General features: G+C 46.4%; 16 protein-coding genes. 8 read left to right on the top strand and 8 right to left on the bottom strand.

The window, feature by feature from the left end:
- Nucleotide 1 precedes the first annotated feature (1 nt).
- Genes KOE27_RS12440 through KOE27_RS12455 form a run of 4 tightly spaced genes read right to left on the bottom strand, consistent with a single transcriptional unit; the run spans nucleotide 2 to nucleotide 6,808 of the window.
- The gene (locus KOE27_RS12440; RefSeq protein WP_215239205.1) at nucleotides 2–1,537 is read right to left on the bottom strand and encodes a SusD/RagB family nutrient-binding outer membrane lipoprotein; all 1,536 of its coding nucleotides are present in this window, start codon (nucleotides 1,535–1,537) and stop codon (nucleotides 2–4) included.
- 25 nt (nucleotides 1,538–1,562) lie between these two features.
- On the bottom strand, nucleotides 1,563–5,021 hold the full coding sequence (locus tag KOE27_RS12445) for a SusC/RagA family TonB-linked outer membrane protein (protein WP_229252754.1): 3,459 nt from the start codon (nucleotides 5,019–5,021) through the stop codon (nucleotides 1,563–1,565).
- Between the two features lie 47 nt (nucleotides 5,022–5,068).
- Nucleotides 5,069–6,085 carry a FecR family protein gene (locus tag KOE27_RS12450; RefSeq protein WP_215239206.1) on the bottom strand — a complete coding sequence of 339 codons (1,017 nt, stop codon included), beginning with the start codon at nucleotides 6,083–6,085 and terminating at the stop codon, nucleotides 5,069–5,071.
- A gap of 45 nt (nucleotides 6,086–6,130) precedes the next feature.
- A complete protein-coding gene (locus tag KOE27_RS12455; RefSeq protein ID WP_215239207.1) occupies nucleotides 6,131–6,808 on the bottom strand; it encodes an RNA polymerase sigma-70 factor in 678 nt (225 codons plus the stop codon).
- A gap of 462 nt (nucleotides 6,809–7,270) precedes the next feature.
- Here KOE27_RS12455 and KOE27_RS12460 point away from each other — a divergent pair, with 462 nt between their 5' ends.
- Nucleotides 7,271–8,428 carry a hypothetical protein gene (locus KOE27_RS12460; RefSeq protein ID WP_215239208.1) on the top strand — a complete coding sequence of 386 codons (1,158 nt, stop codon included), beginning with the start codon at nucleotides 7,271–7,273 and terminating at the stop codon, nucleotides 8,426–8,428.
- A 96-nt stretch (nucleotides 8,429–8,524) separates the two neighbouring features.
- The gene (locus KOE27_RS12465) at nucleotides 8,525–9,658 is read left to right on the top strand and encodes an acyltransferase family protein (protein WP_215239209.1); all 1,134 of its coding nucleotides are present in this window, start codon (nucleotides 8,525–8,527) and stop codon (nucleotides 9,656–9,658) included.
- Between the two features lie 7 nt (nucleotides 9,659–9,665).
- On the opposite strand, the gene KOE27_RS12470 is transcribed toward KOE27_RS12465, so the two are convergent.
- The 3 genes from KOE27_RS12470 to KOE27_RS12480 form a co-directional block, all read right to left on the bottom strand.
- Nucleotides 9,666–11,087, bottom strand: coding sequence for an alanine/glycine:cation symporter family protein (locus tag KOE27_RS12470; RefSeq protein WP_215239210.1), 1,422 nt, complete (start codon nucleotides 11,085–11,087; stop codon nucleotides 9,666–9,668).
- A gap of 171 nt (nucleotides 11,088–11,258) precedes the next feature.
- A complete protein-coding gene (locus KOE27_RS12475) occupies nucleotides 11,259–11,936 on the bottom strand; it encodes a potassium channel family protein (RefSeq protein ID WP_215239211.1) in 678 nt (225 codons plus the stop codon).
- A gap of 10 nt (nucleotides 11,937–11,946) precedes the next feature.
- Nucleotides 11,947–13,737, bottom strand: coding sequence for a TrkH family potassium uptake protein (locus KOE27_RS12480; protein ID WP_215239212.1), 1,791 nt, complete (start codon nucleotides 13,735–13,737; stop codon nucleotides 11,947–11,949).
- A gap of 104 nt (nucleotides 13,738–13,841) precedes the next feature.
- On the opposite strand from KOE27_RS12480, the gene KOE27_RS12485 reads away from it, so the two are divergent.
- From KOE27_RS12485 to nhaA, 3 genes are all read left to right on the top strand, one after another.
- On the top strand, nucleotides 13,842–15,161 hold the full coding sequence (locus tag KOE27_RS12485; protein ID WP_215239213.1) for a DUF389 domain-containing protein: 1,320 nt from the start codon (nucleotides 13,842–13,844) through the stop codon (nucleotides 15,159–15,161).
- Nucleotides 15,162–15,630: 469 nt separating this feature from the next.
- Nucleotides 15,631–17,160: a SulP family inorganic anion transporter gene (locus KOE27_RS12490; protein WP_215239214.1), complete on the top strand. Its 1,530-nt coding sequence runs from the start codon at nucleotides 15,631–15,633 to the stop codon at nucleotides 17,158–17,160.
- A gap of 75 nt (nucleotides 17,161–17,235) precedes the next feature.
- Nucleotides 17,236–18,432: a Na+/H+ antiporter NhaA gene (gene nhaA, locus KOE27_RS12495; protein ID WP_215239215.1), complete on the top strand. Its 1,197-nt coding sequence runs from the start codon at nucleotides 17,236–17,238 to the stop codon at nucleotides 18,430–18,432.
- A 13-nt stretch (nucleotides 18,433–18,445) separates the two neighbouring features.
- On the opposite strand, the gene KOE27_RS12500 is transcribed toward nhaA, so the two are convergent.
- A complete protein-coding gene (locus KOE27_RS12500) occupies nucleotides 18,446–19,624 on the bottom strand; it encodes a hypothetical protein (protein ID WP_215239216.1) in 1,179 nt (392 codons plus the stop codon).
- A gap of 618 nt (nucleotides 19,625–20,242) precedes the next feature.
- Here KOE27_RS12500 and KOE27_RS12505 point away from each other — a divergent pair.
- The 3 genes from KOE27_RS12505 to KOE27_RS12515 all read left to right on the top strand — a co-directional run bounded on the left by KOE27_RS12505 (nucleotide 20,243) and on the right by KOE27_RS12515 (nucleotide 21,698).
- Nucleotides 20,243–20,713, top strand: a complete 471-nt coding sequence (locus tag KOE27_RS12505) for a hypothetical protein (RefSeq protein WP_215239217.1) — start codon at nucleotides 20,243–20,245, stop codon at nucleotides 20,711–20,713.
- Between the two features lie 87 nt (nucleotides 20,714–20,800).
- Entirely contained in the window at nucleotides 20,801–21,502 is a 702-nt protein-coding gene (locus KOE27_RS12510) for a hypothetical protein (RefSeq protein ID WP_215239218.1), read from the top strand.
- 46 nt (nucleotides 21,503–21,548) lie between these two features.
- Nucleotides 21,549–21,698 carry a DUF5989 family protein gene (locus KOE27_RS12515; RefSeq protein ID WP_171036524.1) on the top strand — a complete coding sequence of 50 codons (150 nt, stop codon included), beginning with the start codon at nucleotides 21,549–21,551 and terminating at the stop codon, nucleotides 21,696–21,698.
- The last annotated feature ends 457 nt before the right edge of the window (nucleotides 21,699–22,155 follow it).

Genomic DNA, 22,155 nt, shown 5'->3' on the forward strand with positions numbered 1-22,155 from the left:
ATCAGTTTTTATCCCACCAAATCCTGGTCATGAACACGTCCGCCCCCTGGCGGCTGATGGCATCTTTGAAGTTAGGATTGATCCCTTCCTCGCTGAGCGGGTAACGCAGCCTGCGCGGTATTTGTCCGTTGGTATCATTGCCCAGGTAATTCACCGGCGTAAGTACCGGGTAGCCTGTACGACGCCAGTTGGCCCAGCCCTCAATGTGGTTAAAAGTACTGGCCGACAGCAAATATACCTCCGTATGAATGGCGTTCATTTTTGCCTCCAGGGTGCCTGCTTCAGGGTATGGGTTCTTGGCAGCATACGACGCTATTTGTGCACTTGTGATGTTCCCGCCCGCAACGGACATCTGCGACAACGCCGCGGCTTGTCCCGCCTCAAAAGCAGCTTTGGCCGAGCCCGTAGCCCAGGTACGCTCAATCGCCTCAGCTTTCAGAAGCTGCGCCTCGGCGTAGCTCATATAAATCCATGGCAGCGAAATAGCCATGACATTGGCAGTCGGCCGGGAGTAGTTGTCCAGGTTTTTTTCTTCCAGCGCAGCCAATCCTACCGCATCGGTGGCATTGGGTAATCCACGCTGGGCGCTGGGCGTATTATTACCGCCTTTCAACATCGCGATCACCGGCAGGCGCGGATCCTGGCGGGTTTTCATCATATCGATCAGCGTTTTACCCCATTGCACCCCCGCATTAGCGATGTTGGTCACATTCGATCCGCTCGGGCCCAGAATCCAGGAGTTGGGGTTGGAGTTGATCTCTGCACCCGTGTTGGCGAATTTCACTGCAATCGTTTCGTCATTGCCGGTGATCAACCCGCGGTCGATCGCTTTTTTCGCCCACAGTTGCGCATTGGCTGCATCTGCTTTCTGGATACGCATGGCAAGACGAAGCATCAGCGTATTCGCTGCCCGTTTCCATTTATTCAGATCACCCCCATATATATAATCGGCGGCTGCGGGGATGTACTGACTGGCGTCAAAAGCATTACCGGCTTCTTCCAGGTCTTTCAGCATATCCATATAAATGGCCTGCTGCGCATCGTACTTGGGTGCGAAATTGCCGTCAATGAAACCTTTACCTGCGTCGAAATACGGGATGTCTCCGTACAAATCGGTGGTCCGCGAAAACTCCATCACCTTGATAATACGCGCCATCGACAGGACATTGACATACCTCGGCTCCTTTTTCGCCTCTTCGATCAGGTTCACCATACTCTTCACCGCATACGTGTAGGAGTTATCAAAAAACGCGGAATTGATCTCCCCTAAAAAGGTATAAAAGCTGCCTTTGTAAAACGTGGCGTCGATCGACGACATCTGCTGGATCAGGCAGGCGGCATAACCAAAATTAGCACGCCATGCCTTGGACGCGGGCCCGCTTGCCGAGCCGGTCAGCAGTAGCTGCGACTGCCCCAGCAGGTAATCCACCGGCACGTTGCTGGGTGCATTCGGGTTGACGTTTATTTTGTCAAAATCATTGGTACAGGCCCCTGCTCCGGCCAGTAACGCAAGACATATGGTTATTTTTTTAAGCATGATTTCTCTGTTTGAAAAAGGTTGGTCAGAATTTCAGGTTGAGGTTTACACCGTACGAGCGGGTTGGCGGCGTACCGGCAAATTCCACACCCTGCGCATTACTGTTGTTGTAAGTAGCTTCGGGATCAATAATCGGTACTTTCTTCATTAAGATCGCCAGGTTACGCCCCACGATGGAAATCGATGCACCTTTGAATGGCATTTTACCCAGGAAGCGTGTCGGTACGGTGTATTGCAGGATGATCTGACGGAGCTTGATAAAATCCGATTTGTATACAAATGGTGTTGCGATAGCCGAATACCAGTTACTGTAATAAGCCTGAGCCCGGGCCTTGGCGGTATTTATTTCGCCGCTTTGGGTCACACCCGCACCGGTCACACCTCCCTCGCGTCCTTCCAAAGTCTCTTTGTGCAAACCGAAACGATAGGCCAGTGCGTTGGTACCCGAATAAATATAACCGCCAAACTTACCATCGACGAGCACACTCATGGTGATACCCTTGTAACTAAAAGAGTTGTTCAGGCCCAGGGTATAAGGCGAAACGCCTGACCCGAAATCCTTGATGTCGCCCGCCAGTGCAAGCCCCTGCGAATTATACACGATGTTTCCGTTGGCGTCCCGCTTGAAATCGTACCCTTTGATACGGCTGTACGACTTGCCGATATCCTGATGGATGAACGAAGATCCAGGACGCGACTGGTCTACACGCAGTGTTTGCAGGTCGCCATACAGTTTCTGAACCTCGCTGTCGTTAAAGCCCATATTGAAGCTCGCATCCCAGGTAAATTTCTTGTTATTGATGATCGTGCTGCTCAGCAAAAGCTCCACACCGCGGTTGCGGATGGCACCGACGTTAAACAGCGCACTGGTGTAACCAGACGTCTGAGAAATCGTAGCGCTGACGATGTCGTTGGTCGTCTTGCGGTCATACAACGCCAGATCAATATTGAGCAGGTTGTTGAACAACTTCGTTTCCAGACCTATCTCGGATACGGTAGAAGTAAGCGGCTGCAAACCGCTGTTGGGTACTCTAGTACCGTTGATCTGTGCCAGGGCAGAACCCAGGTGCGCGCCACTCAGCGAATAATACAGTGAGAGGTTGTAAGGATCTGTATCGCCGCCAGCCTGCGCCCACGATCCTCTGAATTTCAGAAAGTTGATGGCGGCGGGCATGGTAAAGGCTTCGGAAGCCACAAAGCTCACACCAAACGACGGATAGAATATACTGTTCTTGCCTTTGGCAAGTGTCGAAAACCAGTCATTACGCGCCGTAGCTGTCACAAAAAAGTAATTGTTGTAGGAAAATTCTGCTGATCCGTATACGGAATTGATGCGCTTTTCAATGTATGCCTCCGTTACTGTACGTGCAGCAGGGTCGATATTGGACACATCATAAAAGAAGGGAATATTGAAACTGTTGTTTGCCGACACGTCGTTCAACTCCGTTACCTGCTTCATCATGTTACCGCCCACGAACACATTCAGGGCATATTTCTCTCCAAACTTCTTGTTGATACCCGCCATCAGTTCCTTGTTGATTTCGGTAAAATCACGCAGCGACGAGGTATAACTTCCTCTCAGCACATAACCGGTTCCGTAGGGCTCAATGGCTTTGTAACGGTAATTAAAATTGTCGAAACCGATACGACCTTTCAGATAAAGCCAGTCCGTGACATTGTACTTTGGCTCAAACGAAGCGATCACACGCTTCTTATGATCGTCCTGCTGAAACTTCTCCGTGGCAAAATACGGGTTTTGGGTATACTGATTGTCAGACCAAACGATTTCGTTTCCGGCTGCGTTGGTTTGCGCATTTTTCAACACGTCCACGTTCAGGGATGTCGGCAGCACGTACATCGTAAAGTTGGCGTTCCCTGGGGAGTCGTTCACCCGCGGACGGTTATGGTTACGTTCGTTGATATACTTCACATTGGCCACAAACGACAGATTTTTGCCGAGGTTGCCATTCGTATTAAGCGCGAAATTATTTCTGCGAAGTGTATTGTTCGGCAAAACACCTTTGTTATTCAGGTCATTCATCGAAAGGCGGTAGGTCACTTTCTCCGTAGCGCCGGTCAATGCGATGGAGTTGGTAAAAGTCGTTCCGACGTTGTAGAAATCACGCAGGTTGTTTTTGGCAGCCACATAGGGTCGCTCCACACCGTCATAACTCATGGCATTGCTGCCATCCAGCCGGCCACCGAAGCTGTTGCGCGTGGCAGTTTGCGCCACCGTGGTTGGTTTTACGCCATTGGATCCCAGCCCGTATTCGTACTGGTAGTCTTTATAGGTCTTGAAAAGCAAATCTTCCGCAAGAAAATTGCTATTGACTTCCACACCGATTCCCTTGTCCGCTTTTCCGCCTTTTGTTGTCACGAGAATGGCACCGTTTGATGCACGCGAACCGTACAGGGCGGCCGCAGTAGCCCCTTTCAACACGCTGATACTCTCGATCTCGTCAGGATTCAGGGAGGAAATACCATCTCCGCGGTCTGAGCCGGTCCAGGACCCGTCGCGGTTGGCCCCGATGGCCACGCTGCCAAGATTGTCGTTGTTGATCGGAATCCCGTCCACGATGATCAGCGGCTGGTTATTTCCTGAAATAGAACCGTTACCTCGGATGACGATACGGGACGAACCGCTTGGCCCGGTTGCGGTGCTGGAAATGTTCAAACCGGCCACTTTACCCACCAGGCTATTGGCAATGTTGGTCGAGCGTGCCTGGGTCAGCTCTTCGCCTTTCACTTCTGAGATCGAGTACCCCAGCGCTTTTTTCTCCCGTTTGATACCCAGGGCCGTCACGACCACCTCGTCCAGGGTTGCGGTTTCAGTGGCCAGTTTTACATCCACGATATTCCGCTGCCCAACAATGATTTCCTGTTTCTGGAAGCCGATCGAGCTGAATATCAGCACAGATTCTGCCGCAGGTACATTGATTTCGTACTTGCCGTTTACATCGGTATTGGTACCAATGGCCGTGCCTTTTACCAATACGTTCACACCCGGCAAGCCTTCACCTGTTGCGTCTGTTACGGTACCTTTGATCAGCATATCAGCCACTTTCGCTCTGATTTCCGCCTGACCATTGATTGTCCCCGTTGGCTGCGGAGCGCTGATAGGTGCTATCTGCGGTCTGCGCGGCAAAATCATGTACGCATTATCGCGAACTTTCCGAAGCACGAGGTTAGTGTGTTTGAGTAATTGCTCGATGTTATATTCTGCTGAACGGTTTTTGTCAAGATTAAAATTCGTGACCACCACATCGCTCATCATACTTTCTTCAAAAAGGATATCCGCTTTATAGTGTTTTTTCAGATGGATTAGTGCGTCCACAAGCTTCATCTGCGTTGCCGGCTCGCTTGCCACAGCCGGTTTGCTCCGCTGGGAGGTATAGGCCAAAACCTGCGCGGCGAGTGGCAGAGCCTGGGTGGTACCCAGTATCATGCCACAGCAAAGGACTGATAATAGAGATTTGTGTTTCATTTATAAATCTGGAAAAGTATTGTACGAAGTTTTTATGGGTGTGCGATCTATTTCTGTAAAATCAGATAGGTATCTCCTGTCCGGCTGAGACGGAAGTCGAAAAGCTCCGAAAGTAACATCAGCAGCTCTTCTCCGCTTTGGGGCTGAAATGTGCCGCTAACGGTACGTGTGGTGAATTTTTCTTCCTTTATTTCTACCTGAATACCGTAGCGTTCACGCAACTGATTGAGGACCTCCGAAAGTGGTGTTTTATCAAATACGAAGCGATTTCCCATCCAGGCGGTAAGCATTTTGGTATCTGCATTGGTTTTTAAAACCGGCCTTGCATCCGATTTGGGCATCGTTATGAGGTCGCCCGGGTGCATGATGAGTTCTTTTTTTTGTTTTCCTTCCGAAAACAGCACGTGAACCTTGCCTTTTTTCAGCAAAACCTTTCCGCCCTTGCGACGGGTGTAAACTGAGAACTCCGTGCCGAGTACCATGACCTCAAAATTCTCATCCGTCTTGACCATAAACCGCTTATTGTCAATGGTGTGTGTCACATTAAAAAAGGCTTCGCCACTCAGTACCACTTCTCTCGTTTCACTGCCGAAACCAAATCTGGGCACTTTCAGCGAGGAGTTTGCATTGAGTGTTACCTGGGTTCCGTCCGTCAGGCGGAACGCCTTTGTCTCGCCGTAGGCGGTATCGTAGGTTTTGTAGGTAACCGCATCGCGACCAAACCAGGCGGTCAGCCCCAGGAGGGTGATCGACGCCGCAGCGATGAACCAGTTCCGACGCCTCAACGGACGGGGAATGGTTGGCTGAACAGGTTGCGCCTCATCAGCCGAAACCTCAGGACGGTGCGGATTTTCCCGCATAAATTGCAGGTACTGCTCGTAACGTTCGCTGCTGTCGGCCAGGTAGTGCGGTGAGTTTGCCTGCCACTCAGCCAGCCATTGGAAATAGGTTTCCTGGTTTTCGGCTTGCACCAGCCATTCGCTGATCAGCCGCTTTTGCACCGGGGTGGCCCCTCCGGCGAAGTACTGAAACAGCAGGGCTTTGTTTACTGACAATGTGTTCATCTCAGTTGGGTAATGCGATAATTGTTAAGGATATTTTAGGAGTGATTACAGTCCGGCTATAAACGGGATTGCCGCAATCCAGGTCCAGTGGTCTTTCAGCCCTTGTCGCAAAGCGCTCAGCGCACGGCTGATATGCCCTTCCACAGTTCGGCTCGACAGGTTCATCTCCGTCGCTATTTCCTGGATCTTCTTGTTTTCGAAACGATTGAGCAAAAACACTTTCTGACACTGCGGCGGGAGCTGTTCCACAATACGGTCTATGCGGGATGCCAGCTCTTCGAAATACATCAGCGCCTCGGGCCTTTCGGTAGACGCTACATCGTAATTCGGCAGCTGTTCAAACGAATCTATGTTTTTGAGTTCGCTCGCCAGGTAATTGAAACTGCGGTTCTGGATGGATTTGAACAGGTAAGCCCGATAGGAAGTCTTCACCGATTGGTAGGAACGGTTTTTCCAGAATGCATAAAACATTTCAGAAACGATGTCGGCGGCTATTTCTTTGGAATACACAAATCGCACGGCGTATGAGCAAAGCGGATTATAGTATAACCTGAAAAGCAACGCGCATCCCTCCTCCGGGTTCGTTTCGAACGTCTTCCGGATAAAAAGTTCGCGGTCGTTTTCGTGCTGCCCGGTTTCACCCTCCTGCTGACCAGACGCAGTTTTCCTCATTTCCGGGGAAACGTCCTGTCCGTTTTCTCTTGAACCTGGGGATGAAAGCATTAGTAACTTTTGAGTAAAAATTGGTACAATTCTAAAAGTTGGTTTTTAACTAAGACAGGAAAACCGCGCTACACACGTGGTCGATTGAGGTATATTTTTAAAAAATTGCACTTTTCTTTATTCAACCAATTAAAAGAATACTTCCCAGCCGAATGATACTCAATGCCTTACCCTTGCCAGTAAAAATACTTTTTCAAGAAAATTTATTACATTGCTTGGGTTCCATTAAGATGGAACAACAAAAATACCATACGGTAACATACAAGCCAATCTGATCCTGGCAACATTTCTTCGTTACAATCCGGAATTTTATCACAAAGCCTTATCCCTCTTTCCATGTCACTTTTTTATACCTTGCGCTGGATTACCGTGAAAATGCTGATGATTGGAAACGCGGGTGCATCGGCCATGTACCACCAGACATTGTTCCGGAGAATAAGGTTTTAATAATAGCATTACAATATGCAGAATCACATCGCCTTCTTGTCAGAATGGGGAAATAATGAACTCGATTTTTCTAAAAACGGGGCTACTGTACCCACTACTCATTTTATCGTCACGGCCATCATTGTCCAGAAAGAGCAGCTGCCGGATGTAAAACGGGTGCTGGAAGCGGTAAGCAACCGCCATTTCGGGGGAGGCGCAATTGACTCCCGAACCACAGGCAGTGACCACGGGAAGAGGCGGGAAATACTTGAAGACATTGATGAAGCGCCGTTTAAAATATTTTCTGTGGTGGTTGACAAACGTCAACTCATCGGAGAAGGGCTGCGGTACCGGGGGTCCTTTTTTAAATTCCTGCACAGTCTTGCAGATCGGGAACTTTTCCGTTTGCTGCCCAACCTTGACCTGGTGGCAGGCAAGATAGCGGATGATACCTTTATGAAAGGCTTTGCCCGGTACATTGAGCAAAATCATATTTCAAACCTTTTTAACGAATCAACTTTTGGGTTTGTCGGTTTCCAGGACAGTCTGCTCGTGCAGCTTGCAGGTTTTATTGCGGGTACTCTGGCCCGTTGCTATGACGAAACCGTGATCACAGACCAGCGAAATGAGTTTGTCGAACTGCTGCGGCTTAAGCTGCTTTCGATCCGTTTTTTTCCGGATACGTTTGGCAGCAGCATTGCCCCGCCGCCCGCTGGCAGCCAGTATTATAATGAGACACTGGCCAACCTCAGCATCCGTCTTGCAAACGACTTCCTTCATCACAGGTCGTTAAGCCCGGTACCTCAGGTGAAAGACCAGGTAAGCAGCCTAGGGTATCTGCTTTTCCATTTCAGGCACATCAGCCCGACGCGCTACATTACCAGCTTTGAGCTCATGGAGCAGATCAGGGCACGAACAGGCAGAAAAGTATCTCTGCATTACTTTCAAACCAAGGTGATTGCTCAACTGCGAGACGCAGGCGTATTGATCGCCAGCAGTTCCCGGGGGTATAAGCTACCCGCCAGCGAAACGGATCTGCATGATTTCATTGCCCATAGCAATACGATCATCGAACCAATGTTATCGCGCGTAAAACGTTTCCGCGATCAGATCCACCTAGCTACCGATGGCAAGATCGACGTCCTGGCGGCAGAACAATACAACCTGATCAGGAAGGTCATTGAGCCATCATGATTCCTGATTGAAATACCAATGCCTGCGTTTGCATGTCCGGTACTTCTTAATTTTTCAGATTAAGAACTCCTCCGGCCTGTTGCCAATTTAATATCTATGTCAAAAAAAGAAATTTCCGCTGCGTCATTTACAGACACAAAACCGCATTATAACATACTGGACGGATTACGTGGCGTAGCAGCCTTAACCGTCGTCTGTTTTCATTTATTCGAAGCCTTCGCGACGAGCCATCTGGACCAGAAGATCAACCATGGATACCTGGCCGTTGATTTTTTCTTTATCCTGTCAGGGTTTGTGGTCGGTTATGCTTATGACGATCGTTGGTCCACCATGACCGCAAAAGACTTTCTAAAGCGCCGATTTATCCGCATGCATCCTATGGTAGTGATCGGGGCTGTTATCGGAGCTGTGATGTTTTATTTTCAGGGCTGTTCCGCCTGGGATGTTTCCGGGGTATCTGTATCTATGCTGCTTACCGCGACCCTCCTGAATGCCCTTCTGATCCCGACAACACCTGGTTCAGAGATCCGGGGTGTCGGCGAGATGTATCCGCTGAATGGCCCCAGCTGGTCTTTATTCTTTGAATACATTGGTAATTTCCTCTACGCCTTCTACCTGCGGAAGCTCTCCACCAAGGCGCTTTCCCTGCTGGTGGTACTGGCAGGCCTTGGATTGGCGACATTTGCCATTTGGGGAACCTATGGTGATATATGTGTCGGTTTCTCCATCACGGGTGAAAACATGACCGGCGGTTCTTTACGACTGTTGTTCTCCTTCCCCGCCGGACTGCTTTTGTCCCGCCTGTTCAGGCCAGCCAACGTAAAAGGAGGTTTTTGGATAAGCGGCCTGTGTATTGTAGTTTTATCAGCAATGCCCCGAATCGGCGGCAGCGAAAATTTGTGGCAGAACGGTTTATATGACGCCGTCTGCGTTATCCTTATCTTTCCGGCACTGGTTTATCTCGGAGCTTCTGCTAAGCCAGCAAACCACCTGACCACCCGGCTCTGCAAGTTTTTGGGTGATATATCTTATCCTCTTTACATGGTACATTATCCGTTTATTTATCTGTACTATGCCTGGGTAAAAAACGAAAGCCTCACGTTCGGGCAGTCCTTGCCAGGTGCAGCAGGACTTGTGATCGGTTCGCTGGTATTGGCCTACTTATGCTTAAAACTGTACGATGAACCTCTTCGCAAGTTTTTGACGAAGTACCTTCTAAGGAAGCAGTAATCAGCAACTAATTCCATTCTTCTGCATTCATCACGCCATGTTCTTTGGCCTTGTATACGGGATTTTTGCCCTGCTTTTTCTGATTGCTGTAATCTTTCAAAGCGGCGAGGGCAGGCTTCCTCAATAGCAGTATCGCGATGATGTTCAGCCATGCCATGATGCCCACGCCAATATCACCGATCGTCCAGGCCAGCGTAGCTGTTTTGACAGACCCATAAAATGTTGCGGCCATGATCAGCCCGCGGAGTCCCCACAAAAGCCATTTATTTTCTCCTTTTTTTAAAAGATAGCTCAGGTTTGTTTCAGCGATGTAGTAGTAAGCCATGATGGTGGTAAATGCAAAAAACAGCAGAGCTATTGAAACAAATCCACTTCCCAGGGCAGGGAATTCAGTGTTGATTGCTGCCTGGGTGTATGCAGCACCAATGGTAAGATCATGTACATTCTCCACTAAAAATCCGCCTTTAGGATTTACAACATTATACTGCCCTGTGAAAAGGATCATTAAAGCTGTTGCGGTACAGACAAATAGCGTATCTACATACACTGAAAATGCCTGAACCAGCCCCTGTTTTACCGGGTGGCTCGCTTCCGCAGCTGCTGCGGCATGAGGAGCCGTTCCCTGGCCTGCTTCATTGGAATAGATACCCCTCTTCACCCCCCAGGAAACTGCCATTCCGAAAATACCGGCAAAAGCGGGTTCCCTATCAAAAGCGGAACGAAAGATCAACCCGAAAACGGTAGGTACCTCGGTAATGTTGAGCGCGATCACAATCAGGGCCATCAAAATATAGGCTCCTGCCATAAAAGGCACTACAATTTCGGCCACCTTCCCTATCCTTTTTACTCCACCAAAAATAATCAGACCCAGTAAAATAGTTACCGCTCCTCCCGTGATTTCTACTGGAATGTCAAACGCACTGTTTGCACTGATCGCAATACTATTGCTTTGTACGCCTGGCAAAAATAGTGCTGTACTCAATATAGTGGCCACGGCAAACAAACTCGCATACCACTGAATACCCAGGCCTTTCTCAATGTAAAAAGCCGGACCTCCCCGGAATTGGCCGTCTTTCACTGTTTTATATATCTGCCCCAGGGTTGCTTCAACAAAAGCAGAAGCGGCACCCAGAAAGGCAATCGCCCACATCCAGAACACCGCACCAGGTCCTCCCATAGCAATCGCCGTGGCAACTCCGGCAATATTCCCTGTCCCCACCCTACCCGAAATGGCAATGGCAAAGGCCTGGAAAGAAGAAACCCCTTTGGCGGAAGCCTCACCCCCAAAAAGTAAACTGACCATATCTTTGATATAGCGAACCTGTAAAAACCGTGTTACAAACGAAAAATAAATACCGGTTGCAAGACATAATATAATGAGGGCATTACTCCAGATAATGTCATTAACGAAATTTACAACTGGTTCCATAAACGATGAGGCAGGGAGAGGATTAACATGTAAAATTTTATTTGAAAACGATAAAGTAAATATAAATATGCCAAATAGCCACCAAAGGATACTTTTATATATGTAATATCTCGAAATAGTACCATTTGTAAAATGAGTGACATAAGATCCCCCACTGTATTCCCGAAGAAGTCAGTGCATCAGCCTCTCAATGTCTTTTAATTCACCAAACAACACCAGAATTTCGTTTTCGTGCAGCACCGTTTCGGGTGTAGCAATTCCGGAAGCTCTTTTGAAAATACGAGCGAAACCGTTTTCCGATTCTTTGGAAATTTTCAGTACCGTCAGCACAATCACATTGTAACGTTTGGTGAGATCCGCCTCCGCCAGGCTCATTCCAAGGTAACGGGCTGGTACCCGTGTTTCTATGATACTATATTTTTCTGAAATTTTGAAGGAATCTACAATCCCTGCATTGTCCAGCCGCATGGCAAGTCTTTCAGCCGACTCTTCCTCAGGCAGTACGTATTCTTCAATCTGCATAGCCTCAAGAACTGTCTTTTGCAAATCGGAAACCACCCGGCCAATGATCTTTTGTATACCAAGCTGTTTTAGCAATGCCGTAGTGAGCAGCGAGGCCCCTTCATCCTCTCCAATGGCAACAATTACTGCGTCTGCATCTTTCAATGGCAGCGCGCTCACTGCATTTTTGTCGGTACAATCCATACAGACGGTATGGGTAATCCTTTCCTTGAGCTGCTCCACTTTTTGCATATTGTTATCGACACCGATCGTTTCATGCCCGAGCTCAGTGAGCCGGATGGCGAGTGATCTGCCGAAATTCCCTAAACCAAATATTACATATTTCATGACAATCTTTTCAAAGGTTTATTTGCTCAGAAGGTAACTGGTAATTTTTTGGTTTTACTTTCCTGACCAACGCTACCAGCAAGGTGAGCGATCCTACCCTGCCGACAAACATCGTCAGGACGATGATCAGCTTTCCGGCGTTACTGAGCTGATGGGTAATGCCCAGGCTGAGCCCTGTGGTGCTATAAGCGGAGAAGGTCTCAAATGCGAGTGATATCAGGTTTTTGTCAGGATCTGTAATTGATAACATAAATATGGACACACCCAGAAAAATCAACGACAATGAAATGATTCCAAGCGCACGGGAAACCGATTTGGACGACACCCTCCTTCCGAAAATCTCTATGCGGTCCTGCCCTCTTGCCACGCTGATGATATTCAGCGTGGCCAACGCGAAGGTAGTAACTTTCACTCCCCCGCCTGTTGAGCCCGGAGCCGCACCGATCCACATGAGAAGGAAGATCAGCATGATCGTAGGAAAGGCCAAATCACCCATTTCAACGGTATTGAATCCAGAAGTACGGGGACTGGTTCCGATGAATAAAGCAGTAGTTACTTTCCCGAGATACGAGTGATGCTGGCGAAGTGTATGGTTGAATTCGAGAATAAATACCAATACAAAACCACTCAAAATCAAAAGCAAAGTCGTATAGGCAATTATTTTTGAATTAAAAGCCATCACCCGTCCCCTAAAGACAAAGGGCCGCCCGTATCTGATCTTTTGATAGATGTTAAACAACCATCTTCTGACAAACTCGTAAGTGTTAAAAATAATCTCGAACCCAAGGCCTCCCATCACATATAACATAATAACAGCCAGCTGAAGGCCATAGTTAAATTTCACTGATGGATGGCTGAGCCCTTCAGGCAAGGTAGAAAATCCGGCATTACAGAAAGCGGTAATGGCATGAAAAAGAGTAAAATAAAAGTGTTCAGAAGCATTTGTAAACTGCGCCGGATCCAGGCTCAGATAGATGAGCACACCGCCGAGCATTTCAAAAATAAACGTAACAAACACAATTTTGTATAGTGTTGAAATAACCGAGCTCACCTTGTTCTCACCGATCAGTTCGGTAAACATCAGTTGGTTCTTGTAAGAAAAACCTCCCGAAAAAAAATAACCGAAAAAGCCGGTAAAAGTCATGATTCCTAAGCCACCGATCTGCACCAAAATGAGGATCACAGACTGGCCAAACCGTGTAAGCTCACAGGAGATATCAATGGATGACAGCCCGGTGATACAAACAGAACTGGTTGCAAGAAAAAGGGCGTCAATAAAGCCCATCTGCTGCCCTACGGTAGATTTAGGCAAAAGCAAGAGGGCAGTGCCGGCGAGTATCAAAACTAAAAAACTAAGTACAAAAAGCAGTGTTGGATTGAAATAGAAATGATCAAAAAACAGACCCCTCTTAGAAATCTCGACGATCAATAATGAAAAAACACCCAGGTACATCCATTCGGGTTTCACCAGCAGTGTGCCATCTGCCCCTGAAAAATAAGAGCTGCCGGCAATGGTAATCGCAATAAAATAAAGGCACAGTAATGCCTCCACCGTCTGAGCAATAGAGAAAGTCCCGATTTTAAACAGGGTAATGGTTTTCACGAACAGCACTACTGCGAAAAATAAAAAACACCATTCCAGCGCACGGTTGATATTTTGCGTTAACCCGGGATCGGTGTTATAGCCAATGTGAAAAATGATCACCACGGCACTTATCAGGCTCGTCATCAGTATAAATCGATCCAGCAATACCCGCAGATAACTTACTCCATTATTCATATATTCTCTGAGTATTCTCACACAAACATAAGATTATTAAGCATCAATTGTGGTTAATGGATATATTGCCGGCAAAAATTGATCTCAACCTATTTACATTTTTATCAAAACAAACGCAGTGGCTGATGGGCGTAAATAAAGTACTTGAACGTTTTGATATCTCCTCCGAACGAGAAGAATACACGGTTATCCATGATGTGGTAGAAAGCGGAATCGAATTTAAAGGTACTAACCTTTGGATCCTGATATTTGCCATATTTATTGCCTCTGTGGGCCTCAATGTAAACTCTACCGCGGTAATCATAGGCGCCATGCTCATTTCTCCGCTCATGGGCCCCATTCTCGGAATGGGTTACAGCATAGCCACTTACGACTTCGCCTTATTTAAAAAGGCGCTGGTCAATTATCTTTTTGCCATCGTAGCTGGCTTACTGACGTCGGGGCTTTATTTCTTTGTAACACCTATTTACCAGGCTCATTCGGAACTCCTGGCGCGTACACAGCCCAATATTTATGACGTAATCATAGCTCTGATCGGTGGTTTGGCCGGAATCGTTGCCATTTCAAGCAGGAATAAAGGCAATGTAATTCCTGGTGTAGCAATTGCAACAGCGCTCATGCCCCCCTTATGCACGGCTGGTTACGGACTTTCCACCGGCAATTGGCCCTTCCTTTTTGGGGCTCTTTACCTGCTGACCATCAATACTGTTTTTATTGGGAGTGCAACCCTTATCACCGTCAGGCTGCTCAGATATCCCATACACAATTATGCTGACCAGCATAAGAGACGCATAGCCAACCGCTGGGTTTCGTTTATTGCCTTGCTCACCGCCGTTCCCAGTATTTATTATGGATACCTGTTGGTTCAGAAGGAGAATTTTATCCAGAATTCCAATAATTTCATTGCCAACGAAAGTTATATTGAGGGAGACTTCCTGCTAAAGAACGAATTGAATCCTGCCCTGAAACAAATCAAACTCATCTATGGTGGTAAAACGATTGGTGAGGCCGAAAAACAGCGCCTAGTTAAACGAAAAGCGATTTACGGACTCCATGACGCCACTTTAATTATTCAGCAGGGCTTTTCTATCAATGATGTTTCTAACGAGCTGAGCCAGACTGAAAGATACCAAGCCGAAATCAACCGCCTCAAAGCCCAACTCGGTTCAACCATTCAAAAGCAAGACAGCATAAGCAATTTTAAAAAAATGGGAAACACACTCTTTAGGGAGATCAGGCCACTTTTCCCTGAAGTAAGGTATTGCTCTGCCGACAAGCAGACCTTTTACAACGGCGCTAGTCAGCAGAGACATTTCACAGTGGTGGTTTTAGGCACAACAAACCCTAAAAAGACAACCCGCGACATACCCCGCATAAGCAGCTGGCTCAAAATGAGGTTAAAAAGCGACTCACTCAAACTCTATGTTGAAAGATCTACATTTTAGGATACTCCGTACTATTCCATACCCATTTGGGTTTGTTACCACTCCAACCACAGACAGGCTGAGTCGAAAAAGACTCTGATGGTTTGAACGAAGAAAATAATATTAATAATGGCAAAACTTAAATTAAATCAAGATTTTCGCAGGAAACTGATCGCAGCCGCGGTCATTACCACATAAAAACCATTATTTTAGGGCACCAATGCTGTTGTTTTACCAGACATATCACATGAGATGTTCTTCACCCACGGGGAGTCCACCCTGAAGAACTCCCGGGATTTTTCACACCAATGCTTAAGAACGGAAGTAATCCTTACATCCCATTATAGCTATCGCTCACTATACAAAATAACGGTTCGGTAATTGGAACAACTGTTTTTTACAGGTTGAAAGCCAGTATTATCCAAGGCGTGAGTAGTCTGAATAAATAAGCGGAAAATTACTCCTCCAAATCATCTATAACCTCATATATATGAAAGGTTACTTCAATCTCTTTGACTTTAAACAAAAGGTTAATTATAAAACTGAAATTCTGGCAGGTCTTACTGTCGCCATGACGATGATGCCTGAATCGCTCTCATTTGCCATTCTTGCGGGTTTCCCTCCCCTTGTGGGTCTTTATGCAGCATTTATAATGGGGTTAGTCACCTCCATTTTTGGAGGCCGACCCGGGCTGGTGTCCGGAGGAGCTGGTGCAACAGTCATTGTCCTGATAGCTCTAATGAAATCTCACGGAATTGAATATGTTTTCGCGGCAGTTGCCCTGGCTGGTGTTGTACAAATTCTGGTGGGGATCTTTAAGTTTGGGAAGTTCATCCGCCTGGTCCCACAGCCTGTTATGTATGGCTTTGTGAACGGATTGGCTGTTATTATTTTTGTATCTCAGCTACAGCAGTTTAAATCGGTTAGCAACGGAGAGCCCACCTGGCTGACAGGTACACCGCTGCTGATTATGGCAGGCCTGGTATTACTTACTATTGCTATCATTATTTTACTCCCTAAGGTTACCAAAGCCGTTCCTCCGTCATTGGCAGCGATCATTGTTGTTTTTATTGTTGTACTAGGGTTTCAGATCGACACGAAAACGGTGAAGGACATTGCGTCCATTAGTGGCGGCTTCCTTCCTTTTCATATCCCGCAGGTACCATTCAATTTTTCCACCTTTCAACTAATATTTCCGTATGCCTTAATTATGGCAGCTGTCGGTTTGACGGAAGGGTTGCTAACACTCAACCTGGTAGACGAGCTGACCGCCACGCGAGGGAATGGAAACAGAGAATGTCTTGCACAGGGGGGTGCCAATATATTGAACGGGTTTTTCTTTGGCATGGGTGGCTGTCCCATGATTGCCCAGACGCTTGTAAATCTTTCAGCAGGTGCTAGAGCCCGGTTATCCGGAATCATTGCGTCGATGACCATCCTGATGATCATCCTTTTTGGTGCGCCGGTCATTGAACAGGTTCCTATGGCAGCACTGACTGGTGTGATGATCATGGTTGCGATTGGAACTTTTGAATGGGCCAGCTTCCGATTCATTAACAAAATGCCGAAACAGGATATTTTTGTAGGCATGCTTGTTGCGGTGATCACGATTTACCTTCATAACCTGGCTTTGGCAGTTCTGATCGGTGTGGTAATATCTGCTCTGGTTTTTGCCTGGGAAAGTGCAAAACGTATTCGTGCCCATAAATCGGTTGATGAAAACGGCGTTAAATATTATAAGATTTACGGTCCCGTTTTCTTTGGTTCCGTCACTGCATTCCATGAGAAGTTCGATGTGCTGGGTGATCCGCAAGAGGTTATAATAGATTTCTCGGAAAGCCGTGTTGCAGATATGTCGGGGATCGAAGCGCTTAATAAAATCACCGAAAAATATACCAAGGCAGGAAAGAAGATACATTTAAAGTACCTCAGTCCAGACTGCAGACAATTACTTGCCAATGCTCAGGACGTTATTGAAATAAATATCATTGAAGACCCTGCTTACCATGTTGCCATATAACATAAGGTCAAAAAACACCGGGTCAAATTGAAACTAAAATTCGATATGCGGAATATTTTTAACTAATTTTAGCCTATGAGCAGAATCAACTTAGGAGCTTTCAAGTATTTTTTCAAATCAAATTCTACCGGCGGCATTATTCTGATTGCCTGTGTGCTGCTATCGCTGATCATTGCCAATACCGGAGCAGGCCCGCATTTTGATCACTTCCTTGCTTATCAAATAGGTGCGGATATTTCAGGCGTTAACCTTCGATACCCGGTTTCCCTGTGGATCAACGATGGCCTGATGGCTATCTTTTTTCTTCTGGTCGGGCTGGAAATTAAACGGGAACTCATAGAAGGAGAGCTATCTTCCGTAAAAAAGGCGACTCTCCCCATTGTTGCGGCTTTGGGCGGGGTGCTGGTGCCTGCTTCCATATATTATGCTATTAACAGCGGCAGCCCGACAGCCAGTGGCTGGGGCATTCCCATGGCCACCGACATTGCCTTTGCTTTGGCAATCCTTTCCTTACTTGGCAAGAAAGTCCCGGCATCTTTGAAAATATTTTTGTCTGCTTTGGCGATCGTAGACGATTTAATGGCAATTCTTGTGATAGCCATCTTTTATTCGTCGGACCTGCACTATATATACCTACTCTATGCCGGGGCAATATTTATATTTCTGTTGGTTATCAATAAAGCAGGCGTAAAAAATCTGGCGGCTTACCTGATCCCCGGTGTATTGATCTGGTATTTCATCCATCATTCTGGTGTGCATGCCACCATTGCCGGGGTGCTGACGGCCTTTGCCATTCCTACCACGCCCGATTCTAAAGAATCTCCGCTCGAAAAGCTTGAACATACCCTGGCAAATCCCGTCAATTTTATCATCATGCCATTGTTCGCCCTGGCCAATACCAACATTAAGTTTGAAACAGGCATGGTTGAAGGACTGACAACCGTACTGGGGCTGGGGATTATTGCGGGTTTGGTTATTGGCAAGCCGTTAGGAATTACATTGTTTTCCTGGATCATTGTAAAAATGGGGGCAGCAAAAATGCCAGGCGGCGCCAACTGGAAACATCTCATCGGCTTGGGTATGCTCGGTGGGGTTGGTTTTACCATGTCCGTTTTTATTGCCCTGTTATCCTTTCCCGGAGCGCATTTCATTTTATCCGAAGCAAAATTTGCAATTCTCACGGGTTCTGTTTTGTCCGGAACGCTGGGCTACTTCTGGCTTAAATCGTTGGCGAAGGCAAAAAAAGTTAACCCAAGTCTGCGCAGAAGGTAAGAGACAGATTAATTCAGCGAAATATATAAGAAACAACAAAACCAGGCTGAAAACCAGATTCCAGGTTGAAATGAAAGCGTTGAATAGCCGGGATTGTAGCAATTTCGGCATCCATACTTCCAACTCTACTATAACCTCCAGAAACACCCAGCAAACGAGCCTCTGCAAGCCAACTCTTTCCCAAACTATAAGCGAGACCGAAGTTTGCCCCTGCATTGTAGGTATTTGTTGCAGGGCCTCCCGCCATAATCCTGTGGTAACTTGCATAGCCTTCGAGATAAGGAGACAACTTTGCAGAGGACAAATATTTTTTTACAAATGGCCGCAAACCAATGGAAACAGGTGTACGATCATTTACAGTAAAGTATCCGGCGCTACCGGAAATATTATTGGCACCTCCATGTATTCCCACTTGAACACCCAGACCCATTAGTAACCTGTCACGAACAAAAAGTCCGGGAGCCAGTGCAATGGATGTCGCCGGGTTGTCATAATCTATCCGTTGCCCGCCATCACCTGAGAAACCCTTGTCTCCGCTGGTACTAAATGAACCTGATAACACCCATCGTCCCCTGGCAAGCGGAGATATCGCTGGAGCATCTTTGGCAGTATGGGTATCGGCTCCGCTAAGAACTACCAGCCCAAGTTCTGCAACATTGAAGGAGAAAGGAAACAATTGGGACCGGGCTCCGAATTGTAGCCCCAACCGGCTTGTTACCGGAAAGATCACTCCCAGTTGGAATTGACTGGTTAATTGGAATTCTTTCCGGAATTGAAGCTCATTTACCTGCCCAAAATCCTCCCTCTGCATCGAAAATTTAGAAAAAGTCCCCACGACACCGCCACCCGCATAAATAAACAATGGTGAAAATTGCCAGTACTTTCGTATAAATGGAGTTAATGAACCACCCTTACCAATGTATTTAAGCGTAAAACCGTTTGGACCCTCAGCAATGGATTTATTACCATTCCAATTCCCCTGAGCCCCTAGTCCCCATGCAATACCCTCTTTAATAAAAAAACTGGCCTCCCCACTTACACTTTGATTGTAAGCCGGTGTTTTAACTCCTTCCTGCTGGTTTTTCATGAATTCTGAACTGAGTTGACCTGTCCATATCACCTGTCCTTTTTTGATCTGGGCATTTGTAACTAACGGAAACAATAACAACAGCGGGTAAAACAAATATCTCATTGCGAACACATTTTAAGTTTGGACCGGAACAGCCTGAAAAGAAAGAAATAAACCGTTTAATACAAAACAGTTATAAAAGGCAGCGCTATTTTACTTTATGCACTATTGGCAGGTAATAAAACAATTTAGTCTCAAGAACCTGTATATGATCATAGCGAAGGTGAGTTTTTCGATCAAATATACAAATTTGTGACCACCTAACAACTAAATTTGTTTATTTATTTTACCAAAATTTCAATACTATTGAAGTGATCAACCTATACAAGGTATAAACAAATGTGTATTCTCAATTAGGAAATATTTCTATACCTACGCTCCTTTTCTTACAGGACTTAGCGTTCCAGATTATCAGCCGTATCAGGTGAAGCAGAGGATTCCATCATGCGCTGTGGCAGAGGTCCTTATACCGGATTTAAGCGTGTGTTGGTTACATGATAGTATACTTTTGCAAATAATTTGTTGACTTAATTTTAAAATTAACACGATCAAGTTTTTATATTATAGAATTTATCCTATTATTTACACAATAAAACCCTAATAATGGTTAAGTAACTCTTTATTACCTAGTTGATTGACTAAGTTATTCGGGACAAAATGTAACCCATAACTTCAATTTGAATGGAAGGCCAAATAAAGCATAGTACCTCCCCTGCAACTTTACACATCCTTAAATTTACTGGTATTTTTTTATTGACCGGACTGCTTTTATCCCTGTTAGCCCTGGGTGCAGAATTTTCCTATGGAAACGGAGATGGAATTTGGTTCGATCTGGACATTCGCAGAACAGCCTTTAGGTATGTAACTTTCTCCGCGGTTGTTGCCGTTACGCTGATGCTGCTTTTCAGCAAGGTCTGGTATGTTCGCTCTGTAACATTTGGCCTGCTTGGCACCTTCATTTTGCTTTTTGGAATTGAGAAATTATGCCAGCTCATCATCTTCCTGCGGACACCGGCGCCCACTACCCAAATACAGCCTCCATTTGAACGTACGGACTGGAAAAATTCTGCGATGATGGATGATACCCTTGGAGTTAAAGCAAAACCAAATTGGTCTTTTGCATGGGCTCCTGTTTACAGAGGCTTGGTTTAAGATTCTATAGATATATCCACGGATGAATTCTCCCGCCGTATCACACCTACGGATGACACCGTAGCCAGGCCGCGTTTCGCACTGTTTTTGGGATGCTCCTACACCTATGGCGACGGTGTCTCTGACCATGAAACATTGCCCTATTATTTCCAGAAAAAGGCCTTGGATTATCAGGCCTATAATTATGGATTCCTGGGGCATTCACCGTTGCATGCCTTAGCGCGTTTACAACATTCGAACTGGAAAGAGCAGATTCAGCAAGGGGAAGGCTTCGGGGTATTTACACTGATCAATGATCACCTGGACAGAGTCATTCCTGCTTCACGCTGGATTGAACTGACGAAAGGCCGCTTCCCTTACCTTAACGAAAGTACGATGCAAACAGAAGGCACATTTGACCAGCGCCGAAAATTATATACTACTTTCGTAACCAGTTTTCAGTCTACCGCTTTAAAGGAGGTGCTCCGCTGGGGATATCCTCGCTTTCATACAAAGGAACATGAAGAGCTACTTGTCCGCATCATTGTTAAAGCACGGGATGAATATGTCAGCCGCTTTAAAAATCAGAACTTTTATGTGATCATATTTCCCGGCAACCCGGTGTCGGATACCATCACCAAGCTTTTCAAAGAGAAAGGAATTCACTATCTCGATTATTCCGGACTCCTTGACCTCAAGAAACACATGCTTGGATTTGATAACGCCCACCCCAAAGCCGAGGTTTACCAGGCGGTGGCGCATCAATTGGCAGCAGACCTGCATGGCCTGCCACAGCCGTCTGCGAAGTAATTCACTATTATAGAATAAAGTAATTGAGTTTTAAAACAATATAACAATGGATTTCTTAACGGATTTATTTGCATTTATGAAGGAGCGTAAGAAGTGGTGGCTTGCTCCTGTAATCATCGTTCTACTGCTGATTGGTATCCTGATCGTGATCGGTGGAGGTTCGGCCGTTGCACCTTTCATCTACACCTTGTTCTGATTCTTTCGGTACAATGCGGGGCATTGGCAACGCCGCTATGAAGAAGATGGATGTTCTGGTCGCTTCAAAATGAGCGAGCACAAAAACCTTCCGTGCTCGCTCATCTGATCTCATCACAACGTCGGATCATCAACGGACTCTTGGAGGTCATCCCTTTCCATTAAATGGTCAAATTTCCTGTGTGGCGTCCGCTTCTTTCAATGTATGGCCAATGAAACCATAAGGATTGGCTGTGATATGATTACAAATATTAACCTGACTGGTGAACTCCTCTCGGCCAGGCTCCGAACATCATTTCCATAGCGGTGCAATTCCGGAAAGTATTTCTTCAGATTTTTCGTATCGGTTGCCTCTATAAACCAACAAGCCTCGTGACGATGACCAAACTTTCTGCCATAGCGTAAGTACTTTGCCACCTTGGAATCCGTTCACCTATCTTAATATCGACTGATTCTCT

Origin of the sequence: Dyadobacter sp. CECT 9275, from assembly GCF_907164905.1 — a bacterium.
Classification (GTDB): Bacteria; Bacteroidota; Bacteroidia; order Cytophagales; family Spirosomataceae; genus Dyadobacter; species Dyadobacter helix.

Coding starts and splice junctions, on each gene's coding strand:
- KOE27_RS12440 (WP_215239205.1), bottom strand. CDS start 1,537: ATGCTTAAAAAAATAACCATATGTCTTGCGTTACTGGCCGGAGCAGGG.
- KOE27_RS12445 (WP_229252754.1), bottom strand. CDS start 5,021: ATGAAACACAAATCTCTATTATCAGTCCTTTGCTGTGGCATGATACTG.
- KOE27_RS12450 (WP_215239206.1), bottom strand. CDS start 6,085: ATGAACACATTGTCAGTAAACAAAGCCCTGCTGTTTCAGTACTTCGCC.
- KOE27_RS12455 (WP_215239207.1), bottom strand. CDS start 6,808: ATGCTTTCATCCCCAGGTTCAAGAGAAAACGGACAGGACGTTTCCCCG.
- KOE27_RS12460 (WP_215239208.1), top strand. CDS start 7,271: ATGCAGAATCACATCGCCTTCTTGTCAGAATGGGGAAATAATGAACTC.
- KOE27_RS12465 (WP_215239209.1), top strand. CDS start 8,525: ATGTCAAAAAAAGAAATTTCCGCTGCGTCATTTACAGACACAAAACCG.
- KOE27_RS12470 (WP_215239210.1), bottom strand. CDS start 11,087: ATGGAACCAGTTGTAAATTTCGTTAATGACATTATCTGGAGTAATGCC.
- KOE27_RS12475 (WP_215239211.1), bottom strand. CDS start 11,936: ATGAAATATGTAATATTTGGTTTAGGGAATTTCGGCAGATCACTCGCC.
- KOE27_RS12485 (WP_215239213.1), top strand. CDS start 13,842: ATGGGCGTAAATAAAGTACTTGAACGTTTTGATATCTCCTCCGAACGA.
- KOE27_RS12490 (WP_215239214.1), top strand. CDS start 15,631: ATGAAAGGTTACTTCAATCTCTTTGACTTTAAACAAAAGGTTAATTAT.
- nhaA (WP_215239215.1), top strand. CDS start 17,236: ATGAGCAGAATCAACTTAGGAGCTTTCAAGTATTTTTTCAAATCAAAT.
- KOE27_RS12500 (WP_215239216.1), bottom strand. CDS start 19,624: ATGAGATATTTGTTTTACCCGCTGTTGTTATTGTTTCCGTTAGTTACA.
- KOE27_RS12505 (WP_215239217.1), top strand. CDS start 20,243: ATGGAAGGCCAAATAAAGCATAGTACCTCCCCTGCAACTTTACACATC.
- KOE27_RS12515 (WP_171036524.1), top strand. CDS start 21,549: ATGGATTTCTTAACGGATTTATTTGCATTTATGAAGGAGCGTAAGAAG.